The organism is Terrihabitans soli, assembly GCF_014191545.1.
Taxonomy (GTDB): Bacteria; Pseudomonadota; Alphaproteobacteria; order Rhizobiales; family Methylopilaceae; genus Flaviflagellibacter; species Flaviflagellibacter soli.
This window is the reverse complement of record NZ_AP023361.1, coordinates 462501-483163: the sequence shown is the minus strand read 5'-3', so window position 1 is coordinate 483163 and position 20663 is coordinate 462501. Positions and strand designations below refer to the sequence as shown.

The following is a 20663-nucleotide window of genomic DNA, read 5'->3' as shown; positions in this document are numbered from 1 at the left end:
ACCTTTAGGCGCCTTCGCGGAGATTCGGGCCTAGCTCGACAGGCCCGCGCTCAGGGTCCTTATATTGTGCCGGACCATATCAATGTAAGTCCCGGCAGGCCCGTCCTTTTGCGACAGCGCGTCGGAGTAGAGCGCCCCGCCGATCTTCGCGCCGCTTTCCTCGGCGATGCGCTTGATCATCCGGGGGTCGGTGATGTTTTCGACAAAGATCGCCCGGACTTTTTCCGCCCTGATCTGGCGGATGAGCGACGCGACCTGTTTGGCCGTGGGCTCGGCCTCGGTCGAGACGCCCTGCGGCGCGACGACCTCGATCCCGTAAGCCTTGGCGAAATAGCCGAAGGCATCGTGCGAAGTGATGATGGTGCGCCCGTCGGCCGGGAGAGCGGCAATCGTCGTGCGGACTTCCGCATCGAGCGCATCGAGCTTTGCGAGATAGGACGCGGCATTGGCCTCGTAATCGGCCTTGCCCGCCGGATCGGCCTTGATCAGCGCATCGCGGATATTTCCAACATAGGCCATGGCGTTCGCGACCGACTGCCAGGCATGCGGATCGAGTTCGCCGTGATCGTGATCGTCATGAGCTTCCTTCTCGCCGTGCTCATGGGTGTGCCCGCCCCCATGATCGTCGTGTTCTGCTTCGCCGCCGAAGGCGATGGTGGCGATGCCGTTCGAGGCGGTAACGATCTCGGCCTTCGAGCCGGAGCTCTCGACGAGACGCTCCATCCAGCCTTCAAAGCCGATGCCGTTGATGAAGACGAGTTTGGCTTCCGCCACAGCCTTCGCATCGGAGGGTTTGGGCGCATAGACATGCGCATCGCCGTCGGCGCCGACAAGCGTTGTCACGGCAACGCGTTCGCCGCCGATGTTCTGAACGAAATCGCCGAGGATCGAAAAGCTCGCGACGACAGGCACTTTCTCCTGTGCATTCGCACCGGACGAGAAGACGACACCCAGCGCGGCGAGCGAGGACAGAAACAGACGGCGAGACACCATTTGCGGCTTCTCCTTAAGCTTCGAGATGACGGGCCGGCACGAGCCGGCGGATGAAACCGCCTTCGCGGCCGAAGGCAAGCGAGGCGAGATAGAAAAGGCCGGCGGCAAGAATGATCGACGGACCTGCCGGCACTTCGAAATGATAGGAGGCGAGAAGGCCGAGATAGCCCGACGCCATGCCGGCGATGACGGAGACGATCAGAAGCCGCGTCAGATCCTGCGTCCACAGACGCGCGCCGGCGGCGGGCAGCATCATGAGACCGACGGCGAGCAGCGTGCCGAGCGCATGAAAGCCGCCGACGAGATTCATCACGACGAGTGCCAGAAACAGAAAATGCACCGGCGCACCGGCCGATGAGACCGAACGCAGATAGCCCGGGTCCATGCATTCAAGCACAAGCGGCCGGAAGAACAGCGCGAGCGAAACGAGCGTGAGGCTGGTGATGCCGGAAATCAGAATGAGCGTCGCATTGTCGAGCGCCAGCACCGTGCCGAACAGAACATGCAGAAGATCGACATTCGAGCCGCGCAGCGAGACCAGCATGACGCCGAGCGCCAGCGACAGAAGATAAAACGCGGCGAGCGAGGCATCTTCCTTCAGCGCGGTGAAACGCGCGACGAGACCCGACAGCACCGCGACGGTGACGCCCGCGACAAGCCCGCCGATCGTCATCGCCGGAAGCGAAAGCCCGGCGACGAGATAGCCGACGCCGGCGCCCGGAAGAATGGCATGCGCCATAGCATCGCCGGTGAGGCTGAGACGGCGCAGCATGAGAAAGACGCCGACAGGCCCCGCGCCGAGCGCCAGCGCGAAACTGCCGATCAGCGCGCGCTTCATGAAATCGAAATCGGCGAAAGGCGCGATCAGAAATTCATACATCACGCTACCTCGCGCGCGCAGAGTTGCGCGTTCGGATCGGGCGCCTGGCTGAGGCGCTTGGCGCGATGGAAATTATCGGGCGTCAGAACTTTCTTCGTCTCGCCCCAGCCGACGCATTCGCGCGCAAGAAGGATCGACTGCGGGAAGTAGGTGCGCGCCAGATCGAGATCGTGCAGTACGGTGACGACGGTGCGGCCTTCGGACTGCCAGTGCGCGACGATGCGGACGAGATCGCGCACCGTTGCTTCGTCGATGGCGGTGAACGGCTCATCGAGCAGAACGAGTTTCGCATCCTGCAGCAGAACGCGCGCGAACAAAGTCCGCTGCATCTGCCCGCCCGACAGCGCGCCGATCTGGCGGAGTTCGAAACCGTTGAGGCCGACCGTCTCCAGAGCCCCGGAAATGCGTTTGCGGTCCGCCGGACCGATGCCGCCGAAAAGGCCCGTGCGCTTCCACAGCCCCGTGGAGACGAGATCGAAGACCGAAATCGGAAAGCCGGTATCGATCTCCACCGCCTGCGGCAGATAGGCGATCTCGTGCGGCTCGGACGCGAGCGTGATCGTGCCGGACAGCGGCGTGAGCGTGCCCATGACGGCTTTTAGCAGCGTCGATTTCCCGCCGCCGTTCGGGCCGACAAGCGCGGTGAGACTGCCCTCCTCGATCTCCCCGGTCAGATGGTGCACCGCGGGATGCCGGTCATAGCCGAGCGTCACATCGTCGAAACGGATCGCGGCCGGCATCAGGCGAGCGCCCAGAACACGCCGCCCCACAGGAGCGCGAGAAGAATGAGCGCGCCAAGGACGCGCTGCCCTGCCGACAGCAGAAGGAGCGAAAAACCGGGCCCGCTCGGGCCGCGAGCCGGCCGTGGGTGATGATGGTGGGTATGGGACGCCATGGCCTGAATGTTATAATATAACACTTCGGACGACACAAGCCCGGGGCGGATGTCCATTCTTCCTTGCAACACAGCGCCTCTCTGGCACGTTGAGGGGCGTCAGAGCGGCCCCAAGAGCCGCCAGCACCCGAATTCTCATGGAGGAAATGACCAGATGCGCCTGTCCGCCACTGTACTCGCCTGCCTCGTTTCCCTCGGCCTTGCCGCCCCGGCCTCGGCCCAGAGTTTCCCCGACCGCCCTATTACCCTTGTGATCCCCTTCGCCGCCGGCGGCTCGACCGATCTCGTCGGGCGCCTGATTGCCGAGAAGATGTCGGAAGGCCTCGGCCAGCAGGTCGTCGTTGAGAACAAAGGCGGGGCAGGCGGCAATCTCGGCGCCGCCGCCGTCGCGAAAGCGACCCCCGACGGCTACACAATCCTGATGGCGACGGTCGCGACCCACGCGCTGAATCCGGCCGTTTATCCCAACATGCCGTATGACCCGATCAAGGATTTTGCGCCGATCTCGCTGCTGGTCACGGTGCCAAACGTTCTTGTCGTCCACCCGTCCGTGCCGGCAAACAATGCGCAGGAACTGATTGCGCTGCTCAAGGCCAATCCCGGTAAATACTCATACGCATCATCAGGTAATGGCTCGCCGCTGCATCTGTCGGGCGAACTCTTCAAGACCATGGCGGGAGTCGATCTCGTGCATGTGCCCTATAAGGGCGCGGGCCCGGCGCTGGTCGATGTCATCGGCGGCCAGGTGCCGATCATGTTCGACAATCTCCCCTCCTCCACCCAGCATATCCGCTCCGGCAAGCTGAAAGGCATCGCCGTGACCTCACCGCAGCGCGCGGCGACTTTCCCCGATATGCCGGCGCTGAACGAGGCTCTGCCCGGCTATGAGACCTATACCTGGAACGCGCTGTTTGCCCCGGCCGGTACGCCGCCGGAAGCCATCAAGAAGCTCAATGAGGAGGCAAACAAGGCCGTCAACGACCCCAAGGTGAAGGAGAAGCTGGCGGAATTCTCGGCGACCGTCGTCGCCTCGACGCCGGAAGAGCTCGGCAAATTTGCTGCCGCGGAACTCGCCAAATGGGCGCCCATCGTCAAACAGTCGGGCGCAAAAGCCGATTGAACGGGGCCGATTGATTATGACAGCCTGACCGAACATCTTCCCCGGCGGAAACACTGGGGAAGATATTGGGGGGAAAATCATGGGCGTATCATTGTTTATCGCGCAGCTTGTCGGGCCGGTCATGCTCGTCATTGCGGCGGCTATCCTGAAAGACGTCGACAGCTTCCGCGACCTGGTCAAGCAGCTGCTGTCATCGAGGCCGCTGGTCTTTATCGCCGGCATGCTGCCGCTCGTCACGGGTCTGGCGATTGTGCTGACGCATAATGTGTGGGTGATGGACTGGCGTTCGCTGATCACCGCATTCGGCTGGTTCGCCATTCTGATCGGCACGTTCCGGATTCTGTTCACGCAGGAGATTTCGAAGAAGGGCGCCCGCGTCATTACCAAGACCGCGACACTGCCGGTCATGGCGGCCGTGCTTCTCATCATCGGCGGCATCTTCGTCTATTACGGCTATATCGCCGCCATCGCGCCGATCGGCAAATGATCCGACACGAAGACGATTGATGCGCGACCCGAAGGCCGATTTCGAAGAGCTGTTGAGCGTGGTCATTCCCATCGCCGAGAAATGGCTCGGCGAGCACGGAGAGTTTTTTCCGTTCGGAGTGACCATGCTGGCAACCGGCGAAATCGTGCCTGCAATAGCCTGCGCCGAAGATGCGTCTCCGAAATCAGCCGACATCATCAAATGGCTGAAAGATGGATATCGCAGCCAAGCAAAGAGCGGCGCGATCATTGCGTCGATCCTGGTCTATGACGTGCGCACCACATTACCGGGCGGCGGCACATCGGATGCGATTGCCGCCGCTTTCGACCACGTCGGCGACTTTTCCGGACGGTTGGTTTTTCCTTATCAGCTAAGCGACGACAGCGTGTCGATCTCCGACCCGTTCCTGCAGCCGGGCGACAAGGACATTTTCGGCATATAGCGGTTTTACTTGACCGGCGGGCCGTAAGGCTTAAAGACTTTTCCTCGTAAACCGAGGGGAGCTCCGACAAGGAGCTGAGAGACCGCAAGCCTTAGGCAGCGCGGTGACCCTTTGAACCTGATCCGGGTAATTCCGGCGAAGGGACGGGCACGCGGGCCAAGGTGAGATTCCTTATTTCCCGCAAATCCTCCTGGAAGCCGGATCTCCGTCTTTTCGAGGAGGTCCTTATGAACAAGTCATTTTCTCCCAACGCCTTCATTGAAGCTGGCGTCACCACCGGTCCGCTGCCGGCATCGACCAAACTCTACATTGCAAATGATGCAGCGCCGGATGTGCGCGTGCCGGTGCGCGAGATCGCGCTGAGCGATGCGAATGAGGCTCCCGTCCGTGTCTACGATACGTCCGGCCCCTACACCGATCCGAGCTATTCAGTCGATCTCGAACGCGGCCTGCCGCGCCTGCGCACCGCATGGGTGAAAGAACGCGGCGGCGTTGCGGACTATTGCGGCCGCAGCATCAAGCCGGAAGACAATGGCAATGTGGGTGACGGGCATCTCGCCCGCGCCTTTCCGATCGAACATCCGCCTTTTGCGGGAACAGGCAATGCGCTCGTCACGCAATATGAGTTCGCGCGCGCCGGCATCATCACCAAGGAAATGATCTATGTGGCCGAGCGCGAAAATCTCGGCCGCAAAGACATGCTGGAACGCGCAGCATATGCGCTCGACGACGGCGAGAGCTTCGGCGCAGCGCTGCCGGCTTTCATTACGCCCGAATTCGTGCGCGAGGAAATCGCGCGCGGGCGCGCCATCATTCCTTCCAACATCAACCACGCCGAACTCGAGCCGATGATCATCGGCCGGAACTTCCTCGTGAAGATCAACGCCAATATCGGCAATTCCGCCGTCTCGTCCTCCGTCGCGGAAGAGGTGGAAAAGCTTGTCTGGGCGATCCGCTGGGGCGCCGACACGGTGATGGACCTATCGACCGGCCGCAACATTCACAACACGCGCGACTGGATCATAAGGAACTCCCCCGTCCCGATCGGCACGGTGCCGATCTATCAGGCGCTGGAGAAAGTCGGCGGCGATCCGGTGAAGCTCGATTGGGAGGTCTATAAGGACACGCTGATCGAGCAGTGCGAACAGGGCGTCGACTACTTCACCATCCATGCGGGAGTGCGCCTGCCTTATGTGCCGCTGACGGCAAACCGCATGACGGGCATTGTCTCGCGCGGCGGCTCCATCATGGCCAAATGGTGCCTTGCCCATCACAAAGAGAGCTTCCTCTATGAGCGCTTCGATGAGATCTGCGATCTCATGCGGCGCTACGATGTGTCGTTCTCTTTGGGCGACGGGCTGCGTCCCGGCTCGATCTATGACGCCAATGACCGCGCGCAATTTGCCGAACTCGAGACGCTCGGCGAACTGACGCAGATCGCGTGGCAGAAGGGCTGCCAGGTGATGATCGAAGGGCCCGGCCATGTGCCGATGCACAAGATCAAGATCAATATGGACAAGCAGCTGAAGGAATGCGGCGAAGCGCCCTTCTACACGCTCGGACCCCTGACGACCGACATCGCCCCCGGTTACGACCACATCACCTCCGGCATCGGCGCTGCGATGATCGGCTGGTTCGGCTGCGCCATGCTTTGCTACGTTACGCCGAAAGAACATCTCGGCCTGCCGAACAAGGACGACGTGAAGACCGGCGTCATCACCTACAAGATCGCAGCTCACGCCGCCGATCTCGCAAAAGGGCATCCGGCGGCGCAGTTGCGTGACGATGCGCTGTCAAAAGCGCGCTTCGACTTCCGCTGGGAGGATCAGTTCAATATCGGCCTCGATCCGACCACCGCCCGCGACTTCCATGACGAGACCCTGCCGAAAGAGGCCCATAAGGTCGCGCATTTCTGCTCGATGTGCGGGCCGAAATTCTGCTCGATGAAGATCACCCAGGACGTCCGCGACTATGCGGCGAGCCTCGGTGACAACGAGCAGAAGGCCATCGACGGCATGTCGGAGATGTCGGAAAGATTCCGGGCGATGGGCGGGCAGGTCTATGTGGCGGAAGAGGCTGTGAAGGCGAGCAACAAGACGCTTTCCTGAGACGGCACACCGCCTTGCTCCGGGTGTTAACACTTGAGCGGCGTTTTCGGCTGTCCGCGTGCGCAGGAATATGCGTCCGCGGACAGCGGCCACCCACATCTTGTGTAGACTTAAGCGGAACATCCCAGCGTCAGTGATTCGTGCCGGGTCCGTTCCCCCTCCGGCCCATTCGTTAACTCGTGTATGTACGATATAACGGCTTTTCCCATTGCTCCGCGCAAGCCCCGCCCTAGACTCCCCTGGAGGAGGAACGCCCATGAGCTATTTCGACTTCGACCGGGAAGCCACGGTCTCCTGGTCCGACAAGCCGGTGTTCGGTGACATCCATGGCGGGCCGGGCAATGTCCGGCCCTTCAAAACCCTGCGCGACACGCTGGTTTTTGTAGAGAGCCTTGCCCCGCATCTGCGAAAGACTGCCTTCGTGATGACCGACAGCACCAACTATAGCGGCACCGAGATCGACGATCTTCTGGAGAGACTGAAGCAGCAGGCGCGTTAACGTTTGGAGCGGCGTTTAACGCCTTCGCAAGCGCCTCTCTTGGGCTCCGGAAGGGTCTCGCCAACCATATCTGGTGCGGACTTATTAGGAACATCGCCGCGTCAGCGATTCGTGCCGCATCTGTTCCCGGTAACGTCCATTCGTTAATCGTGTACAGACAGTATCCGGCGCGGCAGCGTCTCCGCAAACGCAAAATGCCCGGCCAAAGGCCGGGCATTTCCTTAAGTCCTGTGTCGTGCGGTGAGCTTTACGCCGCGACCTTGTCGAGGAATTCCTTTACCGCGTTGCGCAGCTGCGTCGCATGGGTCGTGACGGCTTCCGAGGCATCGAGAACGGTGCGGGCCGATGACTGCATCGTGTCGGCGACGCGCGTCACGTCCTCGAGCGTATCGGAGATGGCCTGGCTGGCCTCGGCGACGGTGCCGACATTGCGCGAGATTTCGCTCGTCGCCGTGTTCTGCTGGGAAACCGATTCCGCGACCGATGCCGTGTCGTCGTTGATTTCCTGCATACGCCCGGTGACACCGGTCATCGCGGTGACGACGACATTTGTCGAGGCCTGAACCTCATTGATCTGGTTGCCGATCTCTTCGGTGGCCTTGGCGGTCTGCAGAGCAAGCGACTTCACTTCGCTGGCCACGACCGCAAAGCCCTTGCCGGCTTCGCCGGCGCGCGCCGCCTCGATGGTGGCGTTGAGCGCCAGCAGGTTCGTCTGCTCGGCGATCTTGTGAATGACCTCAATAATCTCGGTGATCTTGGTCGAGACCTGCGAAAGATTGCTGATCTGGGTGTTGGTGCCCTGTGCATCGCTTGCCGTGTCGCGGACGATCTCGTTGGTGCGGGCAAGGCGGCGGTTGATCTCGCCGATCGAGATCGACATCTGCTCGGCGGCCGCGGCGACTGACTGGACGTTCATCGAGGCATCGCGCGACATGCGGGCAGCGCTCTGCACGCGATCGGTGGTCACGCCGGACGATTCGAGCAGCGAGCCCGCCATCTGGCGCATCTGATCGGCGCTCTCGGTCGTGCGGTTCAAAAGCTCTTCCGTCTCGCGGCGGAAGCCATTGATGATGTCCTCGATGATGGCCTTGCGCTTCTGCTGATCCTGCGAGGCGCCAGCGGCAAGCGCGGCTTTGCGGCGTGCCGTTATGTCTTCGAAGGTGTCGACCCAGCCGCCACCCGTCATCAGGTGATCGGCGGCGGCAATAATGCGGCCGTCCTCCATATCGCTTGAGGCGCTCGTCGTCTTGCCCTGCGCAATCACGGCCAAACGGTCGGTGACGAACTTCTCCGGATCGCCGGAGAAGGTGCCGGCGCGCTTGCGGAGGTCGAGCACCTCGCGCAGCGACATGCCGGGTTTAACGCTTCCGGCATCGAGGCGGTACATCGCGATAAAGCTCGCATTGCAGAGGACGAGACGCGCCGAGGCGTCGAACATGCAAAGACCTTGCGGCATGTTATCGAGCGCCGCCGTCAGCAGCGCATTGCGGCTTCGCAGGCGAAGAACGGCAAAGCCCAAACCGGCGCAAAGCACGAGAAGGACAAGCGAAACGAGACTTCCGCCGAGCGAGATATCCGGCAGACCGAACGCAGCAAAGGCGCCGATGGCGGCAATGACCGCGAGAGAAACGAAAATGGATTTGGAACTCGACGTGATTCTTTTCGGCATTTTGGTTCGCCCCGAAGCTAATGAAATGTCGCGGGAAACCTCTTTTTTTCAGTTAATGCACGGTTGTTCTTTGTGTTTGCGCCCGCCCCGGCTGCGCACAGGCCAGACGGGAAAAACCTGAGTCGTATCAGCGGCATAGAGCTTCGCTTCAAACGCGCCGCGCAAGCGCCGTGACAAGCTCCGCGTTCTCGACCAGACTGCCACTACAAACATAGCCTCCGGAAAACGGAGGGTTTTGAGAGTTTCTCCGGTGGCCCGCTTAGGGAGGGTGTCATGTCGAAGGAACGTACCGGCCTGTATATGGCTGGGGCTGCACTTGTTTTTGCCTTCATCGCGCAGATCGCCGTGTTCGTGATCGCTGCCGGACCCAATCAGGGTCAGGCACCGGTTGCCGAGGCCATGAACGCCCCACCGGCAAAATAGCCGGCACGGGTTTGTGATCGCGAAGGCGGGGCTGGGGTTTTAGGATTTCCGGCATGCGCCGCTTTTTGATCTCCGCCGTTCCGGCGGTTTTTGTGCTGGCGTCTGTTTGTTCAGGCGGCGCGCAGGCCGAACCCGTCGTCGATCTTTACCGCGCCCAGGTCTTCGTCACCGGCGAGCGTCCGGAGACGCGCGATCCCGCGCTGCTGCAAGGCTATCGCGATGTGATGGTGAAGGTTTCGGGCGATCCGCGGCTTCTGGCAGACCCCAAACTCGACGCCGGATTCGATCCCGCTGTCGTGCATACGTTTTCCTATCGCGACCTGATGGCGGGCATTCCCAAGCATGACGAACAGGGCACGCGCGACCGGCCGTTCGAAATCACCATCGACTATGCACCTGAAAGGATTGATGCCGCTCTCGCGGAGCTGGGGCAAAAGCCCTGGGGCGATGAGCGGCCGAAGATCCTCTTTCTCATCGGCGTCGAACTCGGCCCGTCCCACTTCATCCTCACAGATCAAGGCGAGCCGGGCTCGGTGCAGCGCACCGCCCTCATCGCGTCCGCGCGCCGCTATGGCCTGCCCCTCATTCTGCCGAGCCGGGCCATGATCGAGGCGTCCGGCCTGGCCGCAGACGGCCTCAAAACTCCCGTTCCGGCCGCACTGGAGACGTTGATGCGGGAGGCCGGAGCAGAGCGGGTCCTGGCCGGCCATATACTGTTCAGCGACCGGATGCTCGGCTGGATCGCCCGCTGGCAGACCTCGGATGACGGGGCGGTCTATCGCTGGGGCATAGAAGGCGTGAATTTCGACGAAGCCTTCCGCAACGCCGTCCGCGGCACGGCCCAGGCGCTTTCCGGTCACGGGACGCCATAGACCGCCGTTATCGCCCGATCGGCGCGAGAAGATTGCCTAATTCTCAGGCAGAACTATACCTATCGCCCCCAACGTCGAGTCCCAATAATGCCCGACTATCACCCCTCCTTTCTGAAGCCGCTTATTCCGAAAATCGGATCGGCCAACGCCACGGAACGGCTGCGCGCCTCGATCGGCGCCCTGATCGGCATTCTGGTGACGGGCTTTGTGACCCAATATGCACTCGGCTCGTCCGCCGCGGTGCCGCTCCTTATCGCGCCCATGGGCGCGTCCTCGGTGCTGCTCTTCGCCGTTCCGGCAAGCCCTCTCGCCCAGCCCTGGTCGGTGCTCGGCGGCAATCTCATTGCATCGATCGCCGGCGTCACGGCGGCGCTGTGGATCGAGGACCCGTTCATCGCCTCGGCCGTGGCTGTGGGCGCTGCAATCGCGCTGATGATGGCCTGCAAATGCATCCATCCACCAAGCGGCGCTGTGGCGCTGACGGCGGTGCTCGGCGGCCCGGCCGTGCATGCCGCGGGCTACGGCTTTGTGCTGTGGCCTGTCGGCGTCAATACGATTCTTCTGCTGCTGACGGCTTTCATCTACAACAACTTCACCGGCCGCCGTTATCCGCACAAGCCGGTGGCCGCGCCCAATGTTCATGCGACGGGCGATGTGCCGCCCTCCGCACGCGTCGGCCTCACCCAGGCCGATCTCACCGCCGTCCTCGAAGAGCATAACCAGCTCTTCGACGTGAACCCGGAAGACATTGCGGGCCTTGTACGCGAGGCCGAGCTGAAAGCCTATCGCCGCCGTTCAAGCGAGATCACCTGCGACGATATCATGTCGCGCGATATCATCGGCGTTGCGCCCTCGACAACGCTGAAGCAGGCGCATGATCTTTTGCGCGCGCATCATATCAAGGCGCTGCCGGTGACGGCGGAAGACGCAACCGTGCTCGGCATCGTCACCCAGACCGATCTTCTCGACAAAGCGGCGTGGGGTGCAAGCGGCCCGCGCATCTCCAACGGCCATCGTCTGCGCAAAGCCATCGGCATGGAAAAGGCGCCGCAGGGAACCGTCGCCGATATCATGACGGTGGAGGTCAGGAGCGTCCGGCCGGAAACGCCGATCGCCGACATTGTGCCGCTGATGGCGGACGGCGGCTTGCATCACATGCCGGTGGTCGATGCGGACAACAAGCTCGTCGGCCTTGTCACGCAATCCGATCTCATCGCCGGGCTTTTCCAGGGCCTCAAGAAATAAGCGAAGGCCTGAAGACCCGCTCCTACTGCACCGAGCCCGCCGGCGGCGGCGGGATCTGATCGGTATTTGAGAGATTGGTGTAGAGCGAGATCGCAACCACGAGCGCGAGCACGGCGACAAACAGAGCGACGATGACACGGCTCACAAGAAATCTCCTCAGTTTCGCCCCATTCCGGCCATGCCGGATAAGCCGGAACACGGCTTTTATCACTCCGGAAACCTTCCGGACATAGTGAAGAAACGCGGGCCGACTAAAGCACCATTGGCGGAGAGTGGGACGCAACCCACATAACGCTCTTCGCGTTTGGGTATAATGCGCATGAAACTCCTGCCCGCCTGTGCGGCGCTTTTCCTTTCCGTCTCCGCGCCGGCTTTTGCCGGCGATTTCTACACGCCTGCCGCCGGCGCCGTGTCCGGAAAGCCGGGCTCGATCATTCGCGCAGAGCCCTTTGCCGCCCCGCCCGGCGCATCTGCCGCATATAAAGTTCTCTACCGTTCGACCACTGGCAATGGAAAGCCCGTTGCCGTGTCAGGCATCATCGTCGTGCCGAAGACCGAGGCGCCCGCGGGCGGCCGCCCCGTTGTCTCATGGGCGCCGGCGACAAGCGGCGTTGCGCGCAGCTGTGCGCGCTCGATGTTCCCGAACGTCTATGAAAACATGTACGGACTGCAGGACATGCTGGCCCGCGGCTTCGTTGTTGCGGCGACGGATTATCCCGGCCTCGGCACGCCCGGCACGCATCCTTATCTCATCGGCGCCGATCAGGGCCATGCGGTGCTCGATATGGCGCGCGCCGCGCGGGCGCTTCCGGATGCGAAAGCGAGCAATCAGTTCGTCGCTGCCGGCTATTCGCAGGGCGGCCATGCGAGCCTGTTCGCCGGCCAGCTCGCGGCGCGCTATGCCCCCGACCTGAAGCTGCGCGGCGTCGCAGCGTCCGCGCCGCCGACCGATCTCGGCGCGCTGATCCGCGAGAGTTCCGACGATCCGGTCGGCCGCGTCTTTGCGACCTTTGCCCTCGCCTCCTGGTCGAAGCTTTACGGCATCTCGACAGACGGCGTCGTGCCGAAGCATCTCGGCCTTGTCGTCAAGAACATCGCTTCGGGCTGCAATATGGACACGGGCCAGACTCTCAAGCTGCTGTTTATCGAGCAGGCGTTCGAGCGCGAAGGATTTTTGAAACCCGGTGTCGACGTCACCGCGACGGCGCCGTGGAAGAACCTGATGGCGAAAAATTCGCCGGGCGCTATGCCCTCCGGCGTTCCGGTATTTCTCGCACAGGGTACGGCCGATACGATCGTCCGGCCGAGCGTCACGCAGGCTTATGCCGATCGCGTGTGCGCGCGCGGCACGCCGACCTCGCTTGTGCCGGTGAAGGGCGGGCATTTCGAAACGGGCGCTGCGGCGGCAAAGCCGATGACGGCGTGGATCGCCGACCGCTTCACCGGAAAAGCCGCGCCCTCCGATTGCGGTGTGCCGATGGCCGCGGATGCGCCGGCAAAGAAGGCCGCGAAGAAAGAGAGCGGCCCGGCATCGTCGGTGGTGCGGACGAACATTCCTGCGGAGAAGCGCTTCTTTATCGTCGATGCGCAAACACAGCGGGACGGACGCGGCTCTTAAGCCGGCTCCCAGCCTTTCGGCGCGAGTTCGAATCCCTCGAAGCGGAAACCCGGCGCAACGGTGCAGCCGACCAGCGACCAATTGCCAAGACTTTCCGCCGATTGCCACACGCCCGCCGGCACGACGATCTGCGGGCGCTCGCCCGTCAGAAGATTTGGCCCGAGCACACGCTCATCGACGCCCTGCCCATAGCGCGACAGGCGCAGTTTCAGCGCATCGCCTGCGTAGAAGTGCCAGGCTTCCGCCGCATCGACCTTGTGCCAGTGCGAACGCTCGCCACGGCGCAAAAGAAAATAGATAGCGGTTGAAGCATTGCGCCCGGCGGAAACACGCGGATCGCGGAAGGTTTCGACATAGTGTCCGCCTTCCGGATGCGGCTTCATGCCGAGAAGACGAATGACATCGGACGCGGTCTTCATCCGAGCGGACCGCTCCGCAATCGCTCGAGCGGGAACGACGTCATATCCTGCAGCAGTTCGACAAAGGCATGCACGCCGTGTTCGGCGGCTTGCGCGCCCTTGATCGCATTCGCGGCCTTGGCATTGCCGATGGCGCCCTGCGGATTGAGATCCTGCGTCAGCCAGCCGAAACCGGCGGGGCGCGCGGCACGCAAATGCTTGAATTCATGTTCCATGCGGATGGTCTCGGCGGGAAATTCGTCGAGCCTGTCCTGGCGCACTTTCTGCGGCGCAAAGGCGAGCATGAGGCTCGTCTCGATCTCGCCGCCATGAATGCCGTGCGCGATCTCCTCTCGCGAAAACAAGCCGTCCGGATAACCGAGGCGCGAGAAGCTCGCGGTGACGGCGAGCATGGAATGTCGCGCCCGCAGTTCACGCGCGACGATTTCGAGAAGGCCGGTATTGCCGCCATGCGAGGAGAGAAGAACGAGTTTCTTGACGCCGGCGCGGGCAACGCTGCCGCCGAGTTCGGTCCAGACGCTGAGCGCCGTCTCCGGCGACAAAGTCAGCGTGCCGGGGAAATCGCGATGCTCGGGCGACAGGCCGACATTCTGAACGGGGAGAAAACTCACCGGCATCTCAGCGGGAACCTGCGCCATGATGCGCGCGAGATAGCCTTGCATGATGTCGCGATCGGTCGACAGCGGCAGATGCGGACCGTGCTGCTCGATCGCGGCAACCGGCAGAACGGCGATCCAGGACGAGGTATCGGCGTCTGCGATCTCCGGCCAGGTCAGATCGGCCCAGAAGCGTCCGGAAAAGCTCATGCTGCAACTCCAAGCGCCGCGGCATGCCGGAGCACGATCTCAACGCCGCGCATGGTCATATCGAGCGGCATGTAGGGACAGTTCGGATAGCGCTGCGCAGCAGGCTCCCTTGCGATCACCTGCTGCGGCAGAAGCGGCAGGTGAAGAAAGGTCGAAACATGCGACTGCCCCGCCGTCGTCGCCGCGTGCAAAGCGAGATAGAGAACCTGATTGCACAAATGCGTGCCGCAATCCTCCGACACTTCGGCCGGAATGCCGGCGGCGTTCATCGCCGCGACAGCGCCGTCGAGATCGGGCCAGTTCGAGGCATAGTGCTCGGGCGTGCCGTCGAGCACACAGGCATCGCGCACTTCTTTGCCGGCGATATCGGGGGTGCGGAAATCGCGCTTATTGGTGGCGATGCGCTCCAGCGAGAGTTTGTTGCGGCCCGCCGCCTGCCCGGTCAGCAAAAGATGCGAGGGGCGATAGCGCTCCACCGCTTCGGCGAGCAGCGTGCCGGCAAGCTCCGTGTCGACCGGCAGGATCAGGGTTTCGACCCGGCCATGGGCATATTCGCCGAGCTCGATGCGGCGTTTGGTTAATGCGCGCACAAGGGCCTCGGAGGCATTGCTGCCGCCGTCAAAGGGTCCGAAGCCGGTGATCAGGGTCGTCATCGTGGCCGCAAGCTAGGGATGGAAGCCCCGACGCACAAGCTTGCCCTGCTTTGATGGTTGCCCGCGAGGCGGGCGGGCATGGTTGCCCCTGGGTGGCCATGCTATGAGCCTGCCCCATGACCATGGTCCGCCTGAACGGCGTCTCCAAAACCTTCGAAAACGGCGTCCAGGCCCTGGACCGCTTCGACCTCGATATCGGCGGCGGCGATATCGTCACCCTGATCGGGCCGTCCGGCTGCGGGAAATCGACCGCTCTGAGGCTGATCGCCGGGCTCGACGAGCCGAGCGAGGGCCAGGTCGAATGGCCCAAAGGGCGGCCGGAGATCGGCTATGTCTTCCAGGAGCCGACGCTGATGCCCTGGGCATCCGCCTTCAACAATATCTGGCTGCCGCTGCGCCTCAGGGGCGTATCGCGCGCCGATGCCCGCCTGCGGGTGGAGGAGGCGCTCGAGCTTGTCGGGCTCACCGAGTTCGCCGAAGCCAAGCCTCATCAGCTTTCGGGCGGCATGAAAATGCGCGTTGCCATCGCCCGGGCGCTCGTCACCCAGCCGACTTTGCTGCTGATGGACGAGCCTTTCGCCGCGCTCGACGAAATCACCCGCTTTCGGCTGAACGATGAACTTCTGGCCCTGAAGCAGCGCCTGTTTCTGACCGTCGTGTTCGTGACCCATTCGATTTTCGAGGCGGTCTATCTGTCCTCGCGCGTTGTGGTGATGACCCCGCGGCCGGGCCGGACGGCCGAGGAAACGGCCATTTCCGAGCCTTTCCCCCGCAGCGAGGCCTTTCGCACCTCGGTCGGTTATGCCGGCCACGCCAAGGCCATTTCCTCGGCTTTGCGCCGCGCTACCGACGAAAGCCGCCTCGACAAGGCAGCTCTAGAGGTTCATTCCTAGCGCCAATTCCCCGCGAAATTTACGCCGAGGACAAAAAGTGGCGCTGCCGCTCGACCACCTGTCTGCCGATGCCGCCGCCGCGCGGCGGCTGCGCCTGATCGCCATCGCGCTGATGGTCGCCGCCATGGCGCTGTTTGCGGTTCTCGATACGACGGCGAAATATCTCTCGGCGCATGAGAACCCGCTGCAGGTCGCCTGGCTGCGTTATGTCGTGCACGCGTGTCTTGCGGCGATCATCTTCAATCCGTGGAGCGCACCGGGCGTCTGGCGCACCAAAAAGCCCGGAATGCAGATCCTGCGTTCGATCCTTCTGGCCGGCACGACCGTCTTCAATTTCTCGGCCATCGCCTTCATTCAGCTCGATCAGGCTGTCGCCATCGCCTTTCTGACGCCGCTGCTCGTCGCGTTCTTTTCCGGCCCGATCCTCGGCGAATGGGTGAGCCGGCGGCATCTGATCGTCATCATCATCGGCTTTACCGGCGTTCTTCTCGTCACAAAGCCCGGCTTCGGCGCGTTCCACTTCGCCTATCTCCTGGCGCTGGCGAACGCGATCTGCGCGGCCTTCTACAATATCGCGACACGCTTTGTGACGGCGTACGACTCGGCGCGCACCTCGATTGCCGTGACGAGCCTTTTCGGCGCACTGGCGCTTGCGCCCATCATGCCTTTTGTCTGGCACTGGCCGGACAACGCCCTGATCTGGTCGCTGCATATTCTGACCGGCATGCTTGGTGGCTTCGGCCATTTCCTTTTGATCCACGCCCATGCGCGAGCCCCCGCGCCCGTGCTCGCACCCTTCGTCTATGTCGAGCTGCTCTTCATGCTGCTGACCGGCTGGCTTGTCTTCTCTGATGTGCCGGATGTCTGGACGCTTGCGGGTGCCGGCGTTGTGATCGCCGCGGGGCTTTATCTTCTGACGCGCGAGCGCGTGCAGCCGGCCGATATCGTCGAATAATTACTGCTCGAAGAGCGCGTCGAGGCAGCGATAGGTCCAGTCGGCGCTGGCATTTTCGGCGCAGGCGCCGAACGCGCGCAGCGACGATACGTTTTCATAGCGTTTATACGGGTCGATCAGTTCGCGCTCCTGGCCGCCGGGCCGGTTGCCGAGGCGGTCCATGTTCGGATCGGCATCGGGGTCGGCGAGAAGAATGGCGCGGCGGAGTTCATCGCCTTTCAGAAAATTGTCGGGCAGTTGATCAAACGGCCCATCGAACGCCGTGTTCATGCGCGCATTGCCTTCATAGACGCCGACCAGGATTTTCCGCGGCACGACCGGATCGTCGAAGAACGCAAAACCCGTGCGGCGGCCGAGCGAAACATGAGGCAGCTCGTCCGCCTCCATCAGTTCGTCGGCAACAGGCACCGTCTCATCCAGAATGTAGCGGAACAGTTTGCGCGTCTCGTCGAAAACGAAAAAGAAGCGGATGCCGGATTCGTCGAAAATCGGGCCGAGATAGACCTCACCCTCGGCCAGTGCCGGCGGCTTCACATTCGACAGGTCGTTGAGTTTGAAGGTGACGGATTCTCCATCCGCCGAAATTCTGTAGACGAGATCCGAGACCTTCTGGATCGCAACGCCGTCCTTTTTGCCGAGCTCGCGGTAGTGATCTTTGTCGTCCTGCTGCCAGGGGGTGGCTTCACGGAAATAATTGAAGGCAACGAGGCCCTGATCGCGCAGATCGATCGCGAGGCGGATATTGCCCGTATAGCGAACGCCGTCCTGGAAGAAATAGAAATAATAGTAGTTCTCGGTCGGATAGACCGTCACCTCGTCCGGCAGCGCTTTCAGTATGTACCCGAAAACGGCGCGTGGCTCTTCGATCTTGAGGCCTGTGGCGCCGATCTCCTGAATATAGCTTTCATTCGTTGTGATCTTCGGCTGCATCTGGGCAAACGCCGACGGTGCCGCGACCAGCAGGAAAGCTGCAGCACAAAAAGAAAGGACGGGGCCAAGGCCCCGTCCTCCGATGTCTCTCGACGAGATCAATATTCGCAGATGCCGAACGGTCCGAGGTGCATACACTGCGGATGCGAACCCCAGCTGCCGTACTTCTGATGATAGTATTTCTTCTTCTGGTACTGGCTTTTGTTCGGGCCGTGATAGTCGTTGTATTCCTGGCTCTTCCACTTGTTGTGGCTGTTGTACTGCTGGCTCTTCCACTTGTTGTGGCTGTTGTATTCCTGGCTTTTCCACTTGTTGTGGCCGCCATCGTGCGGATAGCCCTTGTGCCACGCCAGCGCATCCCCGGCGCCGGCCACGACGACCACCGTCGCAACTGCACAACCCATCAGCCAACCGAAATTCAGTTTCATATGGAGCTCCTTTTGAGCCGTTGTTCCCCTCGACTCGCGAGGCTATGAGATTCCCGTAGTTTTACAAGCCTGTGTCGGTGGTTATTCCTAGGGTGGAAGTTGGCTTCTTTGTCCCATCGGCGCGAGCCGAGCTCACGCCGGAATTTCAGATCCAAAGCTTCCAGCAAAACGCAAAAGCCGCCGGAAAGGGCGGCTTTTGCGTTTGGTTGCGGGAACAGGATTTGAGGCCAGCTCGGTCGAGATGCATGACAGGATTTGACATCCCTGTCCCATCTTCGCGGCGTCGCCGCTCGATGGGCCCCTCAATAGGTTCAAATCCAAAGCTCCCATCCAAACGCAAAAAAGCCGCCCGAAAGGGCGGCTTTTGCGTTTGGTTGCGGGAACAGGATTTGAACCTGTGACCTTCAGGTTATGAGCCTGACGAGCTACCGGGCTGCTCCATCCCGCGTCAATTCTTGTTTCTTGTGCGGAAGGCGCTGACGCGCGCGCCCTGAGAAAAGTATGTGTCTGAAATCGTGTGAGCGACTGTGCTTTGCAGGCCTGGCAGTGACCTACTCTCCCGTGCCTTGAGACAAAGTACCATCGGCGCAGAGGAGCTTAACGGCCGTGTTCGGGATGGGAACGGGTTTTTTCTCCTCGCCAAGCCACCAGGCCGGCAAAGAACAGTCGAAGCAAGCAGAGATCTGTTTGAGATCTGACCGATGTCATTACGGACATTGAAAATGAGAGCGATAAAGCCAATCGAGCAATTAGTACCGGTAAGCTTCATGCATTACTGCACTTCCACACCCGGCCTATCAACGTGGTCGTCTTCCACGGCTCTCAAGGGAATCCTCGTTTTGAGGTGGGTTTCCCGCTTAGATGCTTTCAGCGGTTATCCCGTCCATACATAGCTACCCTGCAATGCGGCTGGCGCCACAACAGGTCCACCAGAGGTATGTTCATCCCGGTCCTCTCGTACTAGGGACAAATCCTCTCAAGATTCCTACACTCACGGCAGATAGGGACCGAACTGTCTCACGACGTTCTGAACCCAACTCACGTACCACTTTAATCGGCGAACAGCCGAACCCTTGGGACCTACTTCAGCCCCAGGATGTGATGAGTCGACATCGAGGTGCCAAACGATGCCGTCGATATGGACTCTTGGGCATCATCAGCCTGTTATCCCCGGCGTACCTTTTATTCGTTGAGCGATGGCCCTTCCACGCGGGACCACCGGATCACTATGACCGTCTTTCGACTCTGTTCGACTTGTCAGTCTCTCAGTCAGGCAGGCTTATGCCATTGCACTCAACGAGCGATTTCCGACCGCTCTGAGCCTACCATCGCGCGCCTCCGTTACTCTTTGGGAGGCGACCGCCCCAGTCAAACTGCCTACCATGCGCGGTCCCGAAGCCGGATAACGGCTCGCGGTTAGACGTTCGTATTTACAAGGGTGGTATTTCAAGGGTGGCTCCACCACGGCTAGCGCCGCAGCTTCAAAGCCTACCACCTATCCTACACATGCCAACACAAACGCCAGCGCAAAGTTGCAGTAAAGGTGCACGGGGTCTTTCCGTCTGACCGCAAGAACCCCGCATCTTCACGGGGAATTCAATTTCACTGAGTCTACACTGGAGACAGCGGGGAAGTCGTTACGCCATTCGTGCAGGTCGGAACTTACCCGACAAGGAATTTCGCTACCTTAGGACCGTTATAGTTACGGCCGCCGTTTACCGGGGCTTCAATTCAAGGCTTGCACCTCTCCTTTTAACCTTCCGGCACCGGGCAGGCGTCAGACCCTATACGTCATCTTGCGATTTCGCAGAGCCCTGTGTTTTAGGTAAACAGTCGCTACCCCCTGGTCTGTGCCCCTCCTGCATGGTTGCCCATACAGAAGGCCTCCTTATCCCGAAGTTACGGAGGTAATTTGCCGAGTTCCTTCAGTGTAGTTCTCTCAATCGCCTTGGTATTCTCTACCAATCCACCTGTGTCGGTTTCGGGTACGGTCTAATGTGGGAGCTATTTCCTGGAACTCCTTCGAGGCCCGATCAATCCAATAAGATCGAACAACATACGGAATCCGTCACTACCCACTGGCTGGGGAATATTGACCCCATTCCCATCGACTACGCCTTTCGGCCTCGCCTTAGGAGCCGGCTAACCCTGCGCAGATTAGCTTTACGCAGGAACCCTTGGATTTTCGGCGGGGGTGTCTTTCACACCCCTGATCGTTACTCATGTCAGCATTCGCACTTCTGATATCTCCAGCGGCCCTCACGGGTCCGCCTTCGCAGACTTACAGAACGCTCCGCTACCGCGTGTACATACGTACACACCCAAAGC

General features: G+C 61.3%; 22 protein-coding genes, 1 tRNA gene, 2 rRNA genes and 1 riboswitch (1 of these 26 only partly in view). Of the genes, 11 read left to right on the top strand and 14 right to left on the bottom strand.

Annotated features, from left to right (window positions below):
- Window positions 1-30: 30 nt before the first annotated feature.
- From IZ6_RS02510 to IZ6_RS02495, 4 genes are read right to left on the bottom strand one after another with little or no spacing between them, the layout of a single operon-like run.
- Window positions 31-993: a metal ABC transporter substrate-binding protein gene (locus tag IZ6_RS02510; RefSeq protein WP_222876447.1), complete on the bottom strand. Its 963-nt coding sequence runs from the start codon at window positions 991-993 to the stop codon at window positions 31-33.
- 13 nt (window positions 994-1006) lie between these two features.
- A complete protein-coding gene (locus IZ6_RS02505; protein ID WP_222876446.1) occupies window positions 1007-1873 on the bottom strand; it encodes a metal ABC transporter permease in 867 nt (288 codons plus the stop codon).
- Window positions 1873-2613 carry a metal ABC transporter ATP-binding protein gene (locus IZ6_RS02500; protein ID WP_222876445.1) on the bottom strand — a complete coding sequence of 247 codons (741 nt, stop codon included), beginning with the start codon at window positions 2611-2613 and terminating at the stop codon, window positions 1873-1875. Before IZ6_RS02500 ends, IZ6_RS02505 begins: the two co-directional genes overlap by 1 nt.
- Entirely contained in the window at window positions 2613-2825 is a 213-nt protein-coding gene (locus IZ6_RS02495) for a hypothetical protein (RefSeq protein WP_222876444.1), read from the bottom strand. The genes IZ6_RS02500 and IZ6_RS02495 overlap by 1 nt, the downstream gene beginning before the upstream one ends.
- A 97-nt stretch (window positions 2826-2922) precedes the next feature.
- On the opposite strand from IZ6_RS02495, the gene IZ6_RS02490 reads away from it, so the two are divergent.
- The 5 genes from IZ6_RS02490 (at window position 2923) to IZ6_RS02470 (ending at window position 7424) form a co-directional block, all read left to right on the top strand.
- Window positions 2923-3888, top strand: coding sequence for a Bug family tripartite tricarboxylate transporter substrate binding protein (locus IZ6_RS02490; RefSeq protein ID WP_222876443.1), 966 nt, complete (start codon window positions 2923-2925; stop codon window positions 3886-3888).
- A 79-nt stretch (window positions 3889-3967) separates the two neighbouring features.
- Complete coding sequence (locus tag IZ6_RS02485) at window positions 3968-4375, top strand: hypothetical protein (protein ID WP_222876442.1); 408 nt, start codon at window positions 3968-3970, stop codon at window positions 4373-4375.
- Between the two features lie 19 nt (window positions 4376-4394).
- Window positions 4395-4817, top strand: a complete 423-nt coding sequence (locus IZ6_RS02480; protein ID WP_222876441.1) for a hypothetical protein — start codon at window positions 4395-4397, stop codon at window positions 4815-4817.
- A 44-nt stretch (window positions 4818-4861) separates the two neighbouring features.
- Window positions 4862-4978, top strand: a riboswitch (TPP riboswitch).
- A 66-nt stretch (window positions 4979-5044) separates the two neighbouring features.
- Window positions 5045-6925: a phosphomethylpyrimidine synthase ThiC gene (gene thiC / locus IZ6_RS02475; RefSeq protein ID WP_222876440.1), complete on the top strand. Its 1881-nt coding sequence runs from the start codon at window positions 5045-5047 to the stop codon at window positions 6923-6925.
- A gap of 256 nt (window positions 6926-7181) precedes the next feature.
- Window positions 7182-7424 carry a hypothetical protein gene (locus IZ6_RS02470; protein WP_222876439.1) on the top strand — a complete coding sequence of 81 codons (243 nt, stop codon included), beginning with the start codon at window positions 7182-7184 and terminating at the stop codon, window positions 7422-7424.
- Window positions 7425-7671: 247 nt separating this feature from the next.
- Here IZ6_RS02470 and IZ6_RS02465 read toward each other — a convergent pair whose 3' ends face one another.
- Window positions 7672-9093, bottom strand: coding sequence for a methyl-accepting chemotaxis protein (locus IZ6_RS02465; RefSeq protein ID WP_222876438.1), 1422 nt, complete (start codon window positions 9091-9093; stop codon window positions 7672-7674).
- A gap of 273 nt (window positions 9094-9366) precedes the next feature.
- On the opposite strand from IZ6_RS02465, the gene IZ6_RS02460 reads away from it, so the two are divergent.
- The 3 genes from IZ6_RS02460 to IZ6_RS02450 all read left to right on the top strand — a co-directional run bounded on the left by IZ6_RS02460 (window position 9367) and on the right by IZ6_RS02450 (window position 11633).
- The gene (locus tag IZ6_RS02460; protein WP_222876437.1) at window positions 9367-9516 is read left to right on the top strand and encodes a hypothetical protein; all 150 of its coding nucleotides are present in this window, start codon (window positions 9367-9369) and stop codon (window positions 9514-9516) included.
- Window positions 9517-9569: 53 nt separating this feature from the next.
- Entirely contained in the window at window positions 9570-10388 is an 819-nt protein-coding gene (locus IZ6_RS02455) for a DUF2066 domain-containing protein (RefSeq protein WP_222876436.1), read from the top strand.
- Window positions 10389-10475: 87 nt separating this feature from the next.
- Window positions 10476-11633, top strand: a complete 1158-nt coding sequence (locus IZ6_RS02450; protein WP_222876435.1) for an HPP family protein — start codon at window positions 10476-10478, stop codon at window positions 11631-11633.
- A 22-nt stretch (window positions 11634-11655) separates the two neighbouring features.
- On the opposite strand, the gene IZ6_RS16005 is transcribed toward IZ6_RS02450, so the two are convergent.
- Entirely contained in the window at window positions 11656-11778 is a 123-nt protein-coding gene (locus IZ6_RS16005; RefSeq protein WP_263971503.1) for a hypothetical protein, read from the bottom strand.
- 174 nt (window positions 11779-11952) lie between these two features.
- On the opposite strand from IZ6_RS16005, the gene IZ6_RS02445 reads away from it, so the two are divergent.
- Window positions 11953-13251, top strand: coding sequence for a lipase family protein (locus tag IZ6_RS02445; protein WP_222876434.1), 1299 nt, complete (start codon window positions 11953-11955; stop codon window positions 13249-13251).
- Here the strand turns inward: IZ6_RS02445 and IZ6_RS02440 are convergent.
- The 3 genes from IZ6_RS02440 to IZ6_RS02430 are packed head-to-tail and all read right to left on the bottom strand — an operon-like array spanning window position 13248 to window position 15129.
- Window positions 13248-13670: a cupin domain-containing protein gene (locus IZ6_RS02440; RefSeq protein ID WP_222876433.1), complete on the bottom strand. Its 423-nt coding sequence runs from the start codon at window positions 13668-13670 to the stop codon at window positions 13248-13250. The genes IZ6_RS02445 and IZ6_RS02440 overlap by 4 nt on opposite strands.
- On the bottom strand, window positions 13667-14476 hold the full coding sequence (locus tag IZ6_RS02435) for a creatininase family protein (RefSeq protein WP_222876432.1): 810 nt from the start codon (window positions 14474-14476) through the stop codon (window positions 13667-13669). The genes IZ6_RS02440 and IZ6_RS02435 overlap by 4 nt, the downstream gene beginning before the upstream one ends.
- Window positions 14473-15129 carry a pyroglutamyl-peptidase I gene (locus IZ6_RS02430; protein ID WP_222876431.1) on the bottom strand — a complete coding sequence of 219 codons (657 nt, stop codon included), beginning with the start codon at window positions 15127-15129 and terminating at the stop codon, window positions 14473-14475. Before IZ6_RS02430 ends, IZ6_RS02435 begins: the two co-directional genes overlap by 4 nt.
- Before the next feature lie 116 nt (window positions 15130-15245).
- On the opposite strand from IZ6_RS02430, the gene IZ6_RS02425 reads away from it, so the two are divergent.
- Together IZ6_RS02425 and IZ6_RS02420 are read left to right on the top strand one after the other, a co-directional pair.
- Window positions 15246-16022, top strand: a complete 777-nt coding sequence (locus tag IZ6_RS02425) for an ABC transporter ATP-binding protein (protein WP_222876430.1) — start codon at window positions 15246-15248, stop codon at window positions 16020-16022.
- Window positions 16023-16059: 37 nt separating this feature from the next.
- A complete protein-coding gene (locus IZ6_RS02420; protein ID WP_222876429.1) occupies window positions 16060-16977 on the top strand; it encodes a DMT family transporter in 918 nt (305 codons plus the stop codon).
- On the opposite strand, the gene IZ6_RS02415 is transcribed toward IZ6_RS02420, so the two are convergent.
- The 5 genes from IZ6_RS02415 to IZ6_RS02395 all read right to left on the bottom strand — a co-directional run.
- On the bottom strand, window positions 16978-17907 hold the full coding sequence (locus IZ6_RS02415; RefSeq protein ID WP_222876428.1) for a hypothetical protein: 930 nt from the start codon (window positions 17905-17907) through the stop codon (window positions 16978-16980).
- Window positions 17908-18005: 98 nt separating this feature from the next.
- Window positions 18006-18335, bottom strand: a complete 330-nt coding sequence (locus IZ6_RS02410; protein WP_222876427.1) for a hypothetical protein — start codon at window positions 18333-18335, stop codon at window positions 18006-18008.
- Window positions 18336-18706: 371 nt separating this feature from the next.
- Window positions 18707-18783 (bottom strand) — tRNA-Met (locus IZ6_RS02405).
- A gap of 90 nt (window positions 18784-18873) precedes the next feature.
- A 5S ribosomal RNA gene (gene rrf, locus IZ6_RS02400) occupies window positions 18874-18987 on the bottom strand.
- A gap of 76 nt (window positions 18988-19063) precedes the next feature.
- Window positions 19064-20663 (bottom strand): 23S ribosomal RNA (locus tag IZ6_RS02395); it runs 1208 nt beyond the window's last position.

Coding starts and splice junctions, on each gene's coding strand:
- IZ6_RS02510 (WP_222876447.1), bottom strand. CDS start 993: ATGGTGTCTCGCCGTCTGTTTCTGTCCTCGCTCGCCGCGCTGGGTGTC.
- IZ6_RS02505 (WP_222876446.1), bottom strand. CDS start 1,873: ATGTATGAATTTCTGATCGCGCCTTTCGCCGATTTCGATTTCATGAAG.
- IZ6_RS02500 (WP_222876445.1), bottom strand. CDS start 2,613: ATGCCGGCCGCGATCCGTTTCGACGATGTGACGCTCGGCTATGACCGG.
- IZ6_RS02495 (WP_222876444.1), bottom strand. CDS start 2,825: ATGGACATCCGCCCCGGGCTTGTGTCGTCCGAAGTGTTATATTATAAC.
- IZ6_RS02490 (WP_222876443.1), top strand. CDS start 2,923: ATGCGCCTGTCCGCCACTGTACTCGCCTGCCTCGTTTCCCTCGGCCTT.
- IZ6_RS02485 (WP_222876442.1), top strand. CDS start 3,968: ATGGGCGTATCATTGTTTATCGCGCAGCTTGTCGGGCCGGTCATGCTC.
- IZ6_RS02480 (WP_222876441.1), top strand. CDS start 4,395: ATGCGCGACCCGAAGGCCGATTTCGAAGAGCTGTTGAGCGTGGTCATT.
- thiC (WP_222876440.1), top strand. CDS start 5,045: ATGAACAAGTCATTTTCTCCCAACGCCTTCATTGAAGCTGGCGTCACC.
- IZ6_RS02470 (WP_222876439.1), top strand. CDS start 7,182: ATGAGCTATTTCGACTTCGACCGGGAAGCCACGGTCTCCTGGTCCGAC.
- IZ6_RS02465 (WP_222876438.1), bottom strand. CDS start 9,093: ATGCCGAAAAGAATCACGTCGAGTTCCAAATCCATTTTCGTTTCTCTC.
- IZ6_RS02460 (WP_222876437.1), top strand. CDS start 9,367: ATGTCGAAGGAACGTACCGGCCTGTATATGGCTGGGGCTGCACTTGTT.
- IZ6_RS02455 (WP_222876436.1), top strand. CDS start 9,570: ATGCGCCGCTTTTTGATCTCCGCCGTTCCGGCGGTTTTTGTGCTGGCG.
- IZ6_RS02450 (WP_222876435.1), top strand. CDS start 10,476: ATGCCCGACTATCACCCCTCCTTTCTGAAGCCGCTTATTCCGAAAATC.
- IZ6_RS02445 (WP_222876434.1), top strand. CDS start 11,953: ATGAAACTCCTGCCCGCCTGTGCGGCGCTTTTCCTTTCCGTCTCCGCG.
- IZ6_RS02440 (WP_222876433.1), bottom strand. CDS start 13,670: ATGAAGACCGCGTCCGATGTCATTCGTCTTCTCGGCATGAAGCCGCAT.
- IZ6_RS02435 (WP_222876432.1), bottom strand. CDS start 14,476: ATGAGCTTTTCCGGACGCTTCTGGGCCGATCTGACCTGGCCGGAGATC.
- IZ6_RS02430 (WP_222876431.1), bottom strand. CDS start 15,129: ATGACGACCCTGATCACCGGCTTCGGACCCTTTGACGGCGGCAGCAAT.
- IZ6_RS02425 (WP_222876430.1), top strand. CDS start 15,246: ATGACCATGGTCCGCCTGAACGGCGTCTCCAAAACCTTCGAAAACGGC.
- IZ6_RS02415 (WP_222876428.1), bottom strand. CDS start 17,907: ATGCAGCCGAAGATCACAACGAATGAAAGCTATATTCAGGAGATCGGC.
- IZ6_RS02410 (WP_222876427.1), bottom strand. CDS start 18,335: ATGAAACTGAATTTCGGTTGGCTGATGGGTTGTGCAGTTGCGACGGTG.